The 16,488-nt window shown below is 71.9% G+C and carries 9 protein-coding genes; 8 read left to right on the top strand and 1 reads right to left on the bottom strand.

The genetic code is table 11. The features are described 5' to 3' along the window. The first annotated feature begins 234 nt into the window (after positions 1 to 234). From CEB94_RS28100 to CEB94_RS28070, 7 genes are all read left to right on the top strand, one after another. Positions 235 to 2,019 (top strand): ABC transporter ATP-binding protein, encoded by a 1,785-nt coding sequence (locus CEB94_RS28100; RefSeq protein ID WP_175434831.1) that lies wholly within the window; start codon positions 235 to 237, stop codon positions 2,017 to 2,019. Continuing rightward, a complete protein-coding gene (locus CEB94_RS28095; protein ID WP_175434830.1) occupies positions 2,016 to 3,878 on the top strand; it encodes an ABC transporter ATP-binding protein in 1,863 nt (620 codons plus the stop codon). The genes CEB94_RS28100 and CEB94_RS28095 overlap by 4 nt, the downstream gene beginning before the upstream one ends. A 25-nt stretch (positions 3,879 to 3,903) precedes the next feature. Further along, entirely contained in the window at positions 3,904 to 5,703 is a 1,800-nt protein-coding gene (locus CEB94_RS28090) for an ABC transporter transmembrane domain-containing protein (RefSeq protein WP_175434829.1), read from the top strand. Beyond that, positions 5,700 to 7,472, top strand: coding sequence for an ABC transporter ATP-binding protein (locus tag CEB94_RS28085; protein WP_175434828.1), 1,773 nt, complete (start codon positions 5,700 to 5,702; stop codon positions 7,470 to 7,472). Before CEB94_RS28090 ends, CEB94_RS28085 begins: the two co-directional genes overlap by 4 nt. Before the next feature lie 170 nt (positions 7,473 to 7,642). Next, the gene (locus CEB94_RS28080; protein WP_175434827.1) at positions 7,643 to 9,703 is read left to right on the top strand and encodes a M4 family metallopeptidase; all 2,061 of its coding nucleotides are present in this window, start codon (positions 7,643 to 7,645) and stop codon (positions 9,701 to 9,703) included. A gap of 158 nt (positions 9,704 to 9,861) precedes the next feature. Then, positions 9,862 to 11,583 (top strand): M4 family metallopeptidase, encoded by a 1,722-nt coding sequence (locus CEB94_RS28075; protein WP_425472497.1) that lies wholly within the window; start codon positions 9,862 to 9,864, stop codon positions 11,581 to 11,583. Between the two features lie 62 nt (positions 11,584 to 11,645). Further along, complete coding sequence (locus CEB94_RS28070) at positions 11,646 to 12,182, top strand: DUF1990 domain-containing protein (RefSeq protein ID WP_175437197.1); 537 nt, start codon at positions 11,646 to 11,648, stop codon at positions 12,180 to 12,182. Between the two features lie 76 nt (positions 12,183 to 12,258). Here the strand turns inward: CEB94_RS28070 and CEB94_RS28065 are convergent, their stop codons facing one another. After that, positions 12,259 to 14,877 (bottom strand): glycosyltransferase family 1 protein, encoded by a 2,619-nt coding sequence (locus CEB94_RS28065; RefSeq protein ID WP_175434825.1) that lies wholly within the window; start codon positions 14,875 to 14,877, stop codon positions 12,259 to 12,261. 276 nt (positions 14,878 to 15,153) lie between these two features. On the opposite strand from CEB94_RS28065, the gene CEB94_RS28060 reads away from it, so the two are divergent. Beyond that, positions 15,154 to 16,356 (top strand): S8 family peptidase, encoded by a 1,203-nt coding sequence (locus CEB94_RS28060; RefSeq protein ID WP_175434824.1) that lies wholly within the window; start codon positions 15,154 to 15,156, stop codon positions 16,354 to 16,356. Positions 16,357 to 16,488: the final 132 nt, after the last annotated feature.

Genomic DNA, 16,488 nt, shown 5'->3' with positions numbered 1-16,488 from the left:
TCGGCCGTCACGCTCGAACGGACATCAGCCGATCGGCTGATGCGGCGGTACGACCCGGCCGGTGACGCCGTACGACCTGCCGGTGGCGCCGTACAGCGCGGCCGGTGGCGCCGTACGACCCGGCCGGTGCGCCGTACGGCCCGTCGAACGCCCAGGTCGTAGGACCAAGGACCGATTCCGGTCCGGCGGAAACTCGGTGGGCAGTGTCAGTGGCGATCCGTAGGCTCGCTGCTGATGGCCACGACACCCGCCCCCGCCCAGGACCGTTCCGCCGTCCGTACGCTGCTGCGCCTGTGGCCGTACGTGCGGCCCGTGCGGGCGCGGCTGTTCAGCGCCGCGTTCGTCGCGATACTCGCCTCCTGCGTGGGCCTGGTGATCCCGCTCGTCCTGAAGTGGATGGTGGACGGGCCGATCGCCGGCCGGGACCCGGCGGGGGTGTGGCTCGGCGCGCTGTGCCTGCTGCTGCTCGGTTTCACGGAGGCCCTGCTCTTCGGCCTGCGGCGGTGGCTGGTGGCCCGGCCGCTCTCGCACGTCGAGGCGTCGATGCGGGCGGCTCTGTACCGCCACCTCCAGCGGCTGCCGGTGGCCTTCCACGACCGGTGGGCCTCGGGGCAGCTGCTGTCCCGGGGGATGACGGACCTGATGCTGCTGCGCATGTTCCTCGCCTTCCCGCTGACGTTCCTCCTGGTCAACGGGGTGACGATCCTCGTCGGCGTGATCATCATGCTGCTTCAGGACTGGACGCTGGGGCTGGTCATCCTCGGGCCCGCCGTGCCCGTCCTGGTCACCTGCGTGATCTTCGAGAAGCGTTACGCGCTGCTGGCCCGGCGCGCCCAGGACCAGGTCGGCGACCTGACGACGGTCGTCGAGGAGAGCGTGCTGGGCATCCGCATCATCAAGGGCTTCGGCCACCACCGGAGCCAGGCACGGACGTTCCGCGACCTGTCGAGGACGCTGCGCGGCACGGAACTGCGCAAGGCGCGGCTGCTGGCCACGATCTGGGGCGTCATCGTGACGCTGCCGGAGGTGGCGATCGGGGCGGCGCTGGTGGTGGGGGTCGTCCAGGTGGCCGACGGTGTCCTGTCGGCGGGGACGCTGGTGGCGTTCCTGTCGACGGCGCTGGCGCTGCGGTGGCCGGTGGAGTCGATCGGGTTCCTGCTGGCGATGAGCCAGGAGGCGGCGACGGCGACGGAGCGGTACTTCGAGGTGATGGACGAGGAGGTGGAGGGAGCTTCCCCCTCAGGCGCGCGTGCCGGTGCGAAGCAGCCGGGAGACAGAGGGCTCCGCTTCCACGACGTCCGGTTCCGCTACCCCGACGCCCCGCCCGGCACCCCGCCCGTCCTCCAGCACATCGACCTGCACATCCGCCCGGGCGAGTCCATGGCCCTGGTCGGCGCCACCGGCAGCGGCAAGACCACCCTCACCGCGCTCGTCCCCCGCCTCTACGAGCTGACCTCGGGCCGCATCACCCTCGACGGCGTCGACATCACGGACCTGTCCAGGGACGCGCTGCGCGCCAAGGTCGCCGTGGCGTTCGAGGAGCCCACCCTGTTCTCGGCCGCGGTCGGCGACAACGTTCTCATGGGGGCGAAGGACACCGCCGGCGCGGCCGACCTGGAGCGTGCGCTCGCCGTCGCCCAGGCCGACTTCGTGCACGCCCTGCCCCAGGGGACGGACACCCAGGTGGGCGAGCAGGGCCTGAGCCTCTCCGGCGGTCAGCGCCAGCGCCTCGCGCTCGCCCGGGCCGTCGTCGGGCAACCGGAGTTCCTCGTCCTGGACGACCCGCTGTCGGCCCTGGACGTGCACACCGAGGCCGCCGTGGAGGCCGCCCTGCGGCAGGTCCTCGCGGACACCACCGCCCTGATCGTGGCGCACCGCCCCTCGACCGTGCTGCTCGCCGACCGCGTCGCGCTGCTGTCCGGGGGCCGGATCGCCGCGGTCGGCACCCACCACGAACTGCTGCGGACGAACGCCGAGTACGCGCATCTGATGTCAGGGGAAGAGGAGGGCGCACGATGACGGCGGCCACCAGCGCACCGGCCGGCAACAAACCCGACGGGCGACCCGGCGACCTGCCCGCCGCCACCGGCGACCCCTTCGACCGGGACGTCCTGCCCACGCCGCCGGGTGCCACCGGAGCCCTGCTGCGCTCCCTGCTCGCGCCCCTGAAGGCCCGGGTCGCGGTCACGACGATTCTGCTGCTGCTCCAGCAGGCGGTCGTGCAGGCGGGCCCGCTGCTCGTGGCGTACGCCATCGACCGTGCCGTACCGGCGTTCCGCTCGCAGGACCACGGGCCGCTGATCGCGGTGGGTGCCGGCTACCTGGCGTGCGCGCTGGCCGCGGGCGGGCTGCAGTTCGCCTTCGTCGGTGCCGCGGCCCGGGTCAGCCAGGACGTGCTGCTCGATCTGCGCGGCCGGATCTTTCGCCACGCGCAGGCGCTGAGCGTCGACTTCCACGAGCGCTACACCTCGGGCCGGCTCATCTCCCGCTCCACGGCCGACGTGGAGTCGCTGCGCGAACTGCTGGACGAGGGCCTCCAGGAACTCGTGACGGTCATCCTCTCCTTCGTCTACATCTCGGCGATGCTGCTCTGGCTCGACCTGGGCCTCGGGGGCGTGGCGGTGGCGTCCCTGGTGCCGCTCTACGCCCTCGTGCGGTGGTACCAGCGGCGGGCCGGCCGGGTGTACCGGGCACGGTCGACCGCGATCGCGGCCGTCATCGTCAAGTTCGTCGAGACGATGAACGGCATCCGGCCCGTGCGCGCCTTCCGCCGCGAGGCCGCCAACGACGCGGACTTCGGCGTGCTCAACCGGCGGCACGAACGCGTCAACGGCGACGCGCTGCTGGAAATGGCCCGCTACGTCACCGGCTCGCGGCTGGTCGCCAACATGGCGGTCGCGGCGATCGTGCTGTGGGGCGCCCACCGGGTCGCGGACGGCACACTGGCCCTCGGTGTGCTGGCGGCGGCCGTGCTGTACCTGCGGCGGCTGTACGACCCGATCGACCGGCTCGGGATGTTCCTGAACTCCTACCAGTCGGCGGCGGCCTCCCTGGAGAAGATCGCCGGCCTGCTCGCCCAGACCCCGTCGGTCCCCGAGCCGGCCGCTCCCCGGCAGCTCCCGCCGCTCGAGAGCGAACACCCCGGCCGCGAAGTGGTCTTCGACGGCGTCCGCTTCGCCTACCGCACCGGCGGCGAGGTCCTGCCCACGTTCGACCTCACCCTCCCGGCCGGGCAGACAGTCGCGGTCGTGGGCTCCACAGGCGCCGGCAAGTCGACGCTGGCCAAGCTGCTGGCCCGGTTCTACGACCCCTCCGACGGCCGGGTGCTGCTGGACGGCGTCGACCTGCGCGACCTGGCCGTGCCCGAGCTGCGCCGCGGGGTGGTCATGGTGACGCAGGAGGCGTTCCTGTTCTCCGGCACGGTCGCCGACAACATCGCGATCGGCCGCCCGGACGCCACCCGAGAGGAGATCGAGCAGGCGGCGAAGGAGATCGGCGCGCACGACTTCATCAGCGCCCTGCCCGACGGCTACGACACCGACGTACGCAAACGGGGCGGCCGCATCTCCGCCGGGCAGCGGCAACTGGTGGCGTTCGCCCGGGCCTTGCTGGCCGACCCGGCCGTGCTGATCCTCGACGAGGCGACCAGCTCGCTGGACATCCCCGGGGAGCGTGCGGTGCAGCGGGCCATGACGACCGTGCTGAAGGGCCGTACGGCCGTGGTCATCGCGCACCGGCTGTCGACCGTCGAGATCGCGGACCGGGTCCTGGTGATGGAGCACGGCCGGATCGTGGAGGACGGCGAACCGGCCGAACTCATCGAAGGCACGGGCAGGTTCGCGGATCTGCACCGGGCCTGGCGGGACAGTCTGGCGTAGGACGGCGGCGGCAGAGGGCGGGCGGATGATCGACGCGTACGAGGACCCCGGCACACCCGACCGGCGCGGCGGCGCCCGCTACCTGTGGTGGCTGGTCACCCGGCAGCCCGGGCGGTGCGCCGCCGGGGCGATGTTCGGCAGCGTGTGGATGGTGCTGCTGGCGGCGACGCCGTACCTGATGTCCCGGGCGATCGACGACGGCCTGGAGCCCGGCGACATGGGCGCGCTGGCGTTCTGGAGCGGCGCGCTGTTCGTGGTCGGGGCGTTCAACGCCTGGCTGAGCATCATGCGGCACCGCACGATGACCCGGGTCCGTATGGACGCCAACTTCCGCACGGTGAAGGTCGTCGTCGGCCAGGCGGTGCGGCTCGGCTCCTCGCTGTCGCGGCAGATGGGCGCTGGCGAGGTCGTCACGATCGGTGTGGGTGACGTCCAGACGATCAGCCAGTCCCTGACGGTCGTCGGCCCCGGGGTCGGCGCGGTCGTGGCCTATCTGGTGGTCGCGGCCCTGCTGATCTCGGTCTCTCCGCTGATCGCCGCGGTCGTCCTGCTCGGCATCCCGGTCATCGTCCTGCTGGTCGGCCCGCTGCTCGGCCGGTTGCAGGGTTCGGAGGCGGAGTATCGCGAACGGCAGGGCGTGCTGACCGCCCGCATCGGCGACCTCGCCGGCGGCCTGCGGGTCCTCGCCGGCCTGGGCGGCAAGGACCTGGTCTCGGACGCCTTCCGCCGGGACTCCCAGCGGCTGCGCGAACAGGGCTACCGGGTCGGCGCGGTGACCAGCTGGGTCCAGGCCCTCGGCATCGGCCTGCCCACCCTGTTTCTGGCCGTGGTGACCTGGCTCGCGGCCCGCCTGGCCGCGCGGGGCCACATCACCGTGGGCGAGCTGGTGTCGGTCTACGGCTATGTGGCGGTCCTGGTGGGCCCGGTGTCCTTCTGGGTCGAGTGCGGCTACCAGATCAGCCGCGGCCTGGTGTGCGCACGACGGGTCGTCCACTTCCTGCGCCTGGAGCCGATGGCGGACACCGGCACCCGGGACGCCCCGTCCGAACCCGCGGTCCTGTACGACCCCGAGTCGGGCGTACGGATCCGGCCGGGCCGCCTGACGGCCCTGGTGGCGGAACACCCCGCCGATGCCACGGCAGTGGCGGACCGCCTGGCCCGCTACGCCCCGTCGAACGCGACGTGGGGCGAGACGCGCCTGGAAGAGATCGCCCTGCACCAGGTCAGGGCCCGCATCCTGCTGGCGGACCACGAGGCGGACCTGTTCGCGGGAACCCTGTACCAGATGATCGGCGCTCCGGGCACGTCCCGAAGGGGCGCGGGGAACTGCGCGACAAGCCACAACGCACCCGCGGACGCCACGTCACCCCACCCGGCAACCCGGACAGCGCTCCACACCGCCGCAGCCGAAGACATCGTCCAGGCCCTCCCCGACGGCCTGAATTCCTTGATGAGCGCCCAGGCCCGCAACCTCTCCGGCGGCCAGCGCCAGCGCATCCGCCTGGCAAGGGCCCTTCTCGCCGACCCGGAGATCCTCCTCGCCATCGAGCCCACCTCGGCCCTGGACGCCCACACGGAAGCCACCGTCGCGGCCCGGCTCGGCACGGCACGTCAGGGCCGCACCACGGTCGTCACCACCACCTCCCCGCTGGTCCTCGACCACACGGACACCGTCCACTTCCTGAAGGACGGCAAAGTCGTCGCCACCGGCACCCACCACGAACTCCTCGACACCACCCCCGGCTACCGGACCGTCGTCGCGCGGGACACCGGGGAAACCGGGGAAACCGGGGACATCGAGGAGCCCGAGGAGGCCCTGGGATGACCCGCACCCACCTGCCCGTCGCCGCACGGCGGGACGTCCGGCGCGCGATGCTGGACCTCGTACGGGCCGACACCCGCGCCTTCACCACCGTCCTCGGCCTCAACGCCCTCGCCGCCCTGGCCGGTCTGGCGGGACCCTGGCTGCTGGGCCGGATGATCGACGACGTAGGGGCAGGCCGCGGCGTGGAAGCCGTGGACCGGCTCGCCCTCGCCCTCCTCCTGTGCGCCCTCGCCCAGTTGCTGCTGGCCCGCTGGGCCCGCTACGTGGGCCACCGCTTCGGCGAACGCACCCTGGCCCGCGTCCGGGAGAGGTTCGTGGACCGTGCCCTCGCCCTGCCCGCGTCGGTCGTGGAACGCGCCGGCACCGGCGACCTCACCGCCCGCGGCACCTCGGACGTCACGACCGTCGGCAACACCCTGCGCGACGCCGGCCCGGTCCTGCTCATCAACCTGGTCCAGTGCCTGTTCCTGATCGGCGCGGTGTTCCTCCTGGACCCCCTGCTGGGCGCCGTCGGCGTGCTCGGACTGACCCCGGTCCAACTGGCGTTGCGCTGGTACCTGCGCCGGGCCCGGGACGGCTATCTCGCCGAGGGCGCGGCCACGTCCGACGTCGCGGAGATCCTCGCGGCGACCGCGTCCGGTGCCCGTACGGTCGAGGCGTTCCGTCTGGAGAGGCAGCGCAAGGCCGCGAGCCGGGAGGCCCTGGAGACGTCCCGCCGCAGCCGCTTCCACACGCTCTACCTGCGCAGCGTGTTCTTCCCGGCGGTGGAGGTGTCGTACGTCCTGCCCGTGGCCGGTGTGCTGGTGATCGGCGGTGCGCTGCACTCCTCGGGTGGGATGAGTCTGGGGGCGGTGGTGACGGCGGCCCTGTATCTGCACCAGTTGAGCAATCCGCTGGACGAGATCCTGGTCCGGGTCGAGCAACTGCAGAGCAGCGGCGCCTCGTTCGCCCGGGTGGAGGGACTGGCCCGGGCGCCGCGCGCCGCCGGTGAGGGCGAGTGTCCGGATCCGGACGGTGACCGCATCGATGCCGTCGGGGTGCGCTACGCGTACGACGGGGGCGTCGAGGTACTGCGTGGCGTCGATCTGACGGTGCGGCCCGGGGAGCGGCTGGCCATGGTCGGGCCGTCCGGTGCCGGCAAGACCACGCTGAGCCGGCTGATGGCGGGCATCGACGCGCCGACCGCCGGCTCGGTGACCGTCGGCGGAGTGCCGGTCGTCGCGCTGGGGCCGGAGCGGCTGCGCCGCCAGGTCGTCCTGGTCACCCAGGAGCACCATGTGTTCCTGGGCTCGGTCCGCGACAATCTGCGGATCGCCGAACCGGCGGCGCGGGACGAGGAGTTGTGGGAGGCGCTGGCCGTGGTGGGTGCCGACGCGTGGGTGCGGGGGCTGCCGCAGGGTCTTGACACCCCGCTGGGCCAGGGCGGTTGCCGTACCGACGGCTCGCAGGCCCAGCAACTCGCCCTGGCCCGGGTGGTGCTGGCGGACCCGCACACGCTGATCCTCGACGAGGCGACCGCGCTGCTCGACCCGACGACCGCCCGGCACACCGAGCGGGCCCTGGCCGCCGTCCTCGAAGGGCGCACCGTCATCGCCGTCGCGCACCGGCTGCACACCGCGCACGACGCCGACCGGGTGGCCGTGATGGAGGACGGCCTGCTGACCGAACTCGGCACGCACGACGAACTGGTGGCGGCCGACGGGGCCTACGCGGCGCTGTGGCACTCCTGGCACGGGGACCTGCCCGAGGATCGCGAAGCGTCCGCATAACGAACATGAACTTCCGGTCAACGAACCGTTTCCGGCCATTGTGTTGACGCGGTCCTGACAGAAAGCGCGCTCGCCTGCCACGCTTCCCACGACTGCTCCACAGAAACCCCACAGCAACACCTCCACCTCCCCAGGCCGGGCGACCCCCGGTCCCGCAGAAGGAGTCAGTGTTGAGAAGCAGTTCCTCGCGAAGAGGCACCTCCCACAGACGCACTCCCCACACCCCCCGCCGCACCGCGGCCGTGGCCCTCGCCGGCGTCGCCGCGCTGATCGCCGCCGCCGTCCAGAGCGGCACCGCCACCGCAGCCCCGGAGAAGGCACCGTCGGCCGCGAGCAAGGCGAACCCCGGCTCGGAGTCGGTCAAGCTCACCCCCGCCCAGCGCGCCGCACTGATCCGCGAGGCCGACGCCGCCAAGGCCAGGACCGCGAAGGACCTGGGCCTCGGCGCCAAGGAGAAGCTGGTCGTCCGTGACGTCCTGAAGGACCGCGACGGCACCGTGCACACGCGCTACGAGCGCACCTACGACGGCCTGCCGGTCCTCGGCGGTGACCTGGTCGTCCAGGGCACGAAGGCGGACGCCACCGCGGCCGTCGTGAAGGCCAGTCGCGCCGCCGTCAAGCCCGCCACGACGAAGGCCGCGGTGCCCGCCGCGAAGGCCCGGCAGCAGGCCCTGTCCGCGGGCAAGGCGGACGAGGCCAAGAGCCCCGGCATCAACCGCGAGCCCCGTAAGGTGATCTGGGCCGCGAGCGGCAAGCCGGTCGTGGCCTACGAGACGGTCGTCGGCGGCTTCCAGCACGACGGCACCCCGCAGGAACTGCACGTGGTCACCGACGCCACCAGCGGCGAGAAGCTGTACGAGTGGGAGGCGATCGAGACCGGCACCGGCAACACGGTGTACTCCGGCACGGTCGACCTCACCACCACCCAGTCCGGGTCGGCGTACAACCTCACCGACGGCGCCCGCGGCAACCACAAGACGTACAACCTCAACCGCGGCACCTCGGGCACCGGCACCCTGTTCTCCGGCCCGGACGACGTCTGGGGCAACGGCACCCCGTCCAACCTGGAGTCCGCGGGCGCCGACGCGCACTACGGTGCCGCCCTGACCTGGGACTACTACAAGAACGTGCACGGCCGCTCCGGCATCCGCGGCGACGGCGTGGGCGCGTACTCCCGGGTCCACTACGGCAACAACTACGTCAACGCGTTCTGGTCGGACAGCTGCTTCTGCATGACCTACGGCGACGGCTCGGGCAACGCCAACCCGCTGACGTCGATCGACGTGGCCGCGCACGAGATGACCCACGGGCTCACCTCGAACACCGCGGGCCTCAACTACTCCGGCGAGTCCGGCGGCCTGAACGAGGCCACCAGCGACATCTTCGGCTCGACCGTCGAGTTCTACGCGAAGAACTCCTCCGACGTCGGTGACTACCTCATCGGCGAGGAGATCGACATCAACGGCGACGGCACGCCGCTGCGCTACATGGACAAGCCGAGCAAGGACGGCGCGTCCAAGGACGCCTGGTACTCGGGCATCGGCTCGATCGACGTGCACTACTCGTCCGGCCCGGCGAACCACTTCTTCTACCTGCTGAGCGAGGGCAGCGGCACCAAGACCATCAACGGTGTCACGTACGACTCGCCCACCTCGGACGGCCTCCCGGTCACCGGCATCGGCCGGGACAAGGCGGAGAAGATCTGGTTCCGCGCGCTGACCACGAAGTTCACCTCGACCACCAACTACGCGGGCGCCCGCACCGGCACCCTCGCGGCCACCGGTGAGCTCTACGGCACGGACAGCGCCGAGTACAAGGCGGTCCAGGACGCGTGGGCGGGCATCAACGTCGGCGCCCGCTCCGGCGGCGGAGGCGGCGGCGGCACGTCCTTCGAGAACGCCGCCGACGTGTCGATCCCGGACCGGGGCGCGGCGGTCACCTCCTCGGTCACCGTCTCCGGCCGGACGGGCAACGCACCGTCCAACCTCCAGGTCGCGGTGAACATCGTCCACACCTACATCGGTGACCTCAAGGTGGAGCTGGTCGCCCCCGACGGCACGGCGTACACGCTGAAGGGGTACGGCACCGGCGGAAGCGCGGACAACCTCGACACCACCTACACGGTGAACGCGTCCTCCGAGGTGGCCAACGGCGCCTGGAAGCTGCGGGTCCAGGACAACGCGGCCCGCGACACCGGCTACATCAACAGCTGGAAGCTGACCTTCCCGTAGGCCTGTCGACCCGTAGGCCGCCAGGCCCGTAGCCAGTAGGCCCTCAAGTCAGGGCGCCGCCCCGGTGGGTTCGAATCCCCCGGGGCGGCGTCCGTTCCACGTGTCCGGCCGGTACACCTCGTCGGCGATTTCCGGCCAACATCACGGCCACTCCTGACATGTACGCGCCCCAAGTGCCACTCTTCCCCCACGCCGCACAGCACCACAGCACTTCCCCCACACCGAGGAGCTTGTGTGTCCACCTCTTTCTACGCGCGTCAAAGCGCGCCACGCTGGCCATCGCCACCGCCGTCGCCGCCGGCGCCCTGCTCACCACCGGCCTGACCTCCGGCAGCAGCGTGGCCGCGGACTCCGCGAGCAAGCCGGCCCTCGCCGCCGCCCCCGTCCTGCTCTCCGCGCCCGCCCGCACCGCGCTCATCCAGGAGCAGCAGGCGGACGCCACGCGGACCGCGGACGAGATAGGCCTCGGCGCCCAGGAGAAGCTGGTCGTCAAGGACGTCGTGAAGGACGCCGACGGCTCGGTCCACACGCGCTACGAACGCACCTACGCGGGCCTGCCGGTCCTCGGCGGCGACCTCGTGGTGCACGAGTCGAAGTCCGGCGCGGACAAGGGCGTCACCAGAGCCACCAAGGCGGCCCTGAAGGTCGCCTCGCTCAAGCCCCAGGTCACCGCCGCCAAGGCGGAGAAGCAGGCCGTGGCCCTCGCCAAGGGGGCCGGCTCGGCCAAGACCGAGGCGGACTCCGCGCCCCGCAAGGTGATCTGGGCGGCCGACGGCAAGCCCACCCTCGCCTACGAGACCGTCGTCGGCGGCCTCCAGGAGGACGGCACGCCGAACGAGCTGCACGTCATCACGGACGCCGCGACCGGCGAGAAGCTGTACGAGTACCAGGGCATCGAGACCGGCACCGGCAACACCACGTACAGCGGCAAGGTCACCCTGACCACCACCAAGTCCGGGTCGTCCTACAACCTGACGGACGGCACGCGCGGCGGCCACAAGACGTACAACCTCAACCGCGGCACCTCCGGCACCGGCACCCTCTTCTCCGGTTCCGACGACGTCTGGGGCACCGGCAACCCCTCCAACCTGGAGACCGCCGCCGCCGACGCGCACTACGGCGCCCAGGTGACCTGGGACTTCTACAAGAGCACCTTCGGCCGCAGCGGCATCCGCAACGACGGCAAGGCCGCCTACTCGCGCGTCCACTACGGCAACAACTACGTCAACGCCTTCTGGTCCGACAGCTGCTTCTGCATGACCTACGGCGACGGCTCGGGCAACACCAACCCGCTGACCTCGCTCGATGTGGCCGCCCACGAGATGAGCCACGGCCTGACCTCGGCCACGGCCGGGCTCAACTACAGCGGGGAGTCCGGCGGCCTGAACGAGGCCACCAGCGACATCTTCGGCGCGGGCGCGGAGTTCTTCGCCAACAACTCCTCCGACGCCGGTGACTACCTCATCGGCGAGGAGATCGACATCAACGGCGACGGCACGCCGCTGCGCTACATGGACAAGCCCAGCAAGGACGGCGCGTCCAAGGACAGCTGGTCCTCCAGCCTCGGCGGGGTGGACGTCCACTACTCCTCCGGTCCGGCCAACCACTTCTTCTACCTGCTGTCCGAGGGCAGCGGCTCGAAGACGATCAACGGCGTGACCTACAACTCGCCCACGTCCAACGGCTCCACGGTCGCCGGCATCGGCCGGACCAAGGCGTTGCAGATCTGGTACAAGGCGCTGACGACGTACATGACGTCGACGACCAAGTACGCGCAGGCCCGCACGGCGACCCTGAACGCGGCCTCGGCGCTGTACGGCGCGTCCAGCACCGAGTACAAGGCGGTCGCCTCCGCCTGGTCGGCCGTCAACGTCGGCTGACCGAAGCACGACCACGGGCGGTACCCGGAGCGAAGGCGGGTCCGGGTACCGCCCTAGTCTTGGTGACCGTGTCTGATCCGGATCCGAAGAACTTCACCTACGCCGATGTCGGCGCCACCCGCGACCAGGGCTTCTGCCCGCCGGGCTTCCACGCGATGAACGTACGCACCCGCCTCGGCGAGGGCGAGGAGGTCTTCCGCCGGGCCTCGGAAGCGGTCCTCACCTGGGAGATGCACCGGGCGATGGGCGTGGGCATCGACGCGGCCTCGGACCGCGCCGCCCCCGGCGTCGACGTCACGGTCACCCTCGCCGGCATGATCAAGGCCCCCTGCCGCGTGGTGTGGACCGTGGAGGAACCCCGCCGCGCCGGCTGGGCCTACGGCACGTTGCCCGGCCACCCGGAGAGCGGCGAGGAGTCCTTCGTGGTCGACCGCACGGGAGACGGCACCGTCTGGCTGACGGTGAACGCCTTCAGCCGTGCGGCCAAGTGGTACGCGAAGGCGGGCGGCCCCGCGACCAGGGGATTCCAGCACGCGTACGCACGCAGGTGCGGCACCGTCCTACGGAACCTCGCGACGCTGGGTGGCGGGGACACCTGAGGGGCGCGGGGCTGCATCGATGTGCGGCTCCGCCGCGGGGCGCAACCAGCCTCCCCCCACACCCGCAGACGGCGACTCACCGCATCAACAACCCCGCAGCCGCCACCAGATCCTCCGAAGGCCCGGCCACAAGCCCCAACTCCGCACTCGAGGCCAACAGCCGATGCGCGGGAAGGATCCGCACCGTATACCCAAAAGGCCCGGTGCGATCGAGGGACAAGGGCCCTTCATAGACCCAGCGCCCGTCCTGGTCGGGTGACCCCACCGGCTTCAACGGAACGACCGCCGCGTCGGCGATGCGGTCCTCCTCGTCCACACGCCCCGAGACGACCTGCACATCCACGTCATCCGGCCCGAGGTCACCGAGCCCGACCCGCACCCGAAGCCCCAGGGTCGTACCGAGCTCGGCCAGAGCTTCGGACGCGGACGTCTCCACATGGTCGACCGTGACCCCCGGCCACGCCGCCCGTACCCGCCCCTTCCACTCGGCGAGCCCGCGTGCCGTGTCCGGGCCCATGGACCGGTGGGAGAGAGCGGCGGGCGCGTAGAGCCGCTCCACGTACTCGCGGACCATCCGCCCCGCCAGCACCTTCGGCCCGAGCAGGCTCAGCGTGTGCCGGACCATCTCGATCCACCGGTCGGGCAGCCCGCTGCGCCCGCGCTCGTAGAAGCGGGGCGTCACCCGCTGCTCCAGCAGGTCGTACAGCGCCGTGGCCTCTATGTCGTCGCGGTGGTCCGGGTCGGTCCCGGCACCGTCGGCCGTGGGGATGGACCAGCCGAAGTCGGGCTGGAACCACTCGTCCCACCAGCCGTCGAGGACGGACAGATTCAGACAGCCGTTGAGCGCCGCCTTCATGCCGGAGGTGCCGCAGGCCTCCAGAGGCCTGAGCGGGTTGTTCAGCCAGATGTCGCAGCCGGGGTACAGCTTCTGCGCCATCGCCATGCCGTAGTCCGGCAGGAACACGATCCGGTGCCGCACCCGCGGGTCGTCCGCGAACCGCACCAGCTCCTGGATCAGCCGCTTCCCGCCGTCGTCCGCCGGGTGCGCCTTGCCCGCCACGACGATCTGGACCGGCCGCTCGGGGTGCAGCAGCAGGTCCATCAGCCGGTCCCGGTCGCGCAGCATCAGCGTCAGGCGCTTGTACGACGGGACGCGCCGGGCGAAGCCGATGGTCAGGACGTCCGGGTCGAGCACGCCGTCGATCCAGCCCAGCTCGGCCGTATGGGCGCCGCGCTGTCGCCAGGAGGCCCGCAGACGCTCCCGCACCTCGGTCACGAGCTGCTCGCGCAGCACCCGCCGCAGCTCGAAGATGTCCTGGTCGGGGATGTCGGCCACCGCGTCCCAGCGGTCCGAGCCGCCGACGGTCAGCGCGTCCTCGGCGCGCTGGGCGCCGATCTGCCGGGCGCCGAGCCGGAACACCTCGGGGGCGACCCAGGTGGGGGCGTGCACCCCGTTGGTCACGGAGGTGATCGGCACCTCGTCGGCGTCGAAGCCGGGCCACAGGCCGGAGAACATCTCGCGGCTGACGTTGCCGTGCAGCAGGGAGACCCCGTTGGCGCGCTGGGCCAAGCGCAGGCCCATCACGGCCATGTTGAACAGGTTGGGCTCCCCGCCGGGGTAGCTCTCCATGCCGAGCCGCAGGATGCGGTCGACGTCGATGCGGGGCAGCTCGGCGTCGGGGCCGAAGTGGCGGGCTACCAGCTCCCGGTCGAAGCGGTCGATGCCGGCCGGGACGGGGGTGTGGGTGGTGAACACGGTCCCGGCGCGGACCGACTCCAGCGCGGAGCCGAAGTCCAGTCCTTCGGCGCACAGTTCGGCGATGCGCTCCAGGCCGAGGAACCCAGCGTGTCCCTCGTTGGTGTGGAACACCTCCGGCGCGGGGTGACCGGTCAGCCGGCAGTACGTCCGTACCGCCCGGACACCTCCTATGCCGAGGAGCATCTCCTGGAGCAGCCGGTGCTCGCTGCCGCCGCCGTAGAGCCGGTCGGTCACGCCGCGCTCGCCCAGGTCGTTCTCCTCGACGTCGGAGTCCAGCATCAGCAGCGGGACCCGGCCGACCTGCGCCAGCCAGATCCGGGCGTGCAGCTGCTTGCCGCCGGGCAGGGCGAGGGCGACCTGGGCGGGGGTGCCGTCGGGCTCCTCGAGCTGGACGACGGGCAGCTCGTTCGGGTCGAGGACGGGGTAGTGCTCCTGCTGCCAGCCGTCCCGGGACAGGGTCTGACGGAAGTAGCCGTGCCGGTAGAGCAGGCCGACGCCGATCAGCGGGACACCGAGGTCGCTGGCCGCCTTGAGGTGGTCGCCGGCCAGGATGCCGAGGCCGCCGGAGTACTGGGGCAGGGCGGCCGTGATGCCGAACTCGGGTGAGAAGTAGGCGATCGCCGCGGGCAGTTCCTCGGGCTGGGTCTGGTACCAGCGCTCGCCGGTCGTGTAGTCGTGCAGATCGCCCGCGACCGCGGCGAGGCGGCGCAGGAACGGGCCGTCCCCGGCCAGCTCCGCCAGCCGCGCCGGCGGCACGCTGCCGAGCAGCCGGACGGGGTCGCCGCCCGAGGCGGCCCACCGCTCGGGGTCGACGGACCGGAACAGGTCACGGGTCTCCGCGTGCCACGACCAGCGCAGGTTACGGGCCAGATCGCTGAGGGGCCTGAGGGGGTCGGGGAGAACGGGTCGGACGGTGAATCGACGGATCGCCTTCACGGGTTCCACCTCGGCGCGTTCGCTGGATTTCGCAGGGCTTCGACGACGTCTCCTACGACAGTACCGGCGTCGGTGCCTCCGCCGCTGAGGCTCCGCCACCCGACCCCCGATCGGCCTGAACAGCACCATCCGCGGATATGGCCGATTCCGCCCCCATAGGCGTCCTTGTGGTGCTTCACGCGTCACGAGAGGCTGCCTCTGGCGTACCGGTCCGCGCTCGCCGCTCGCGGCGGCGCGCGGCAGCCGTGCGCCGAGTCGAGGAGGGGAACTCGGACCATGACTCGGACGCGCGAGCGGCAGCTGCGCCGGACGGGGGGCCTGGTGGCGGCGGTCTGTGCCGCGGCGTTCTCGGCCATCACCCTGCCCGCGCACGCCGTACCGGAGGGGCGGATACTCGGCGCCGGATCACCCGGCTCCGTGCACGGAAGTTACCTGGTGACGCTGAAGGAGGGCACGGAGGCCCGGTCGGCGGCCGGACAGGGCCTCGCCGGAGCGTACGGGGTGGAGATCAGCCACACCTACGGCACGGTCCTGAACGGCTACGCGGTCCGGGCGGACGAGAGACGGGCCGGGCGGCTGGCCGCCGACCCGCGGGTCGCCTCGGTCGTCCAGGACACGCGCGTGCGGCTCGACGGCACCCAGGAGAACCCGCCGTCCTGGGGGCTGGACCGCGTGGACCAGCCGAAGCCGCCGCTGGACCGGAGCTACACCTGGCCCCGGTCGGCCGGCGCGGGGGTGACGGTGTACGTGATCGACACCGGCGTCCGGACCACCCACGAGGACTTCGGCGGCCGGGCGGGTCACGGCTGGGACTTCGTCGGGGACGACAGGGTCGCCGCGGACGCCAACGGCCACGGCACACACGTCGCCGGCACGGCGGCGGGGACGTCCCACGGCGTCGCCAAGAAGGCCCGGATCGTCTCGGTGCGTGTCCTCGACGCCGCGGGCGGGGGCACCACGGCCCGGGTGATCGCCGGGATCGACTGGGTGACCCGGCACGCGAAGAAGCCCGCGGTCGCCAACCTCAGCCTGGGCGGCCCGCGCAACGACCGCCTGGACGCCGCCGTGCGGGCGTCCATCGCCTCCGGCGTCACCTACACGGTCGCCGCGGGCAACGACGGCAGGCCGGCCGGCCTGTACTCCCCGGGGAGCGTCAAGCAGGCCGTCACGGTCGGCGCGACCGACCGCAAGGATGCAAAACCGGCCTTCTCCAACCACGGTCCGGCGCTCGATCTGTTCGCCCCGGGCGTCGGCATCACCTCGGCCTCCGCCGCGAGCGACACCGCGCGGGCCATCTATTCGGGTACCTCGATGGCGGCTCCGCACGCCGCGGGCGCGGCCGCGCTCTATCTGGATGATCATCCGAAATCGACTCCGGCCCAGGTCGGGAGGGCTTTGACCGCCGGAGCGGCGACCGGGAAGGTCTCCGGCCGGGGCACAGGTTCGCCGGACAAATTACTGCGGGTGCCGCGCGGGTAGGGCGAAGGAGCAGCCACGCCAGGGGGCCGGCCTCGTCCGTCGCGGACGAGGCCGGTCTTGTGTGTCGACATACGCGTGAGTAGTTAACAAAGTGCCGGATTGCCCACCCGAATAGGGTGGGAAGGCTCCTGC

It is taken from the genome of Streptomyces hawaiiensis, assembly GCF_004803895.1.
Lineage (GTDB): Bacteria > Actinomycetota > Actinomycetes > Streptomycetales > Streptomycetaceae > Streptomyces > Streptomyces hawaiiensis.
The sequence above is the reverse complement of the archived record's forward strand: the minus strand, read 5'-3'. Positions and strand labels throughout refer to the sequence as shown.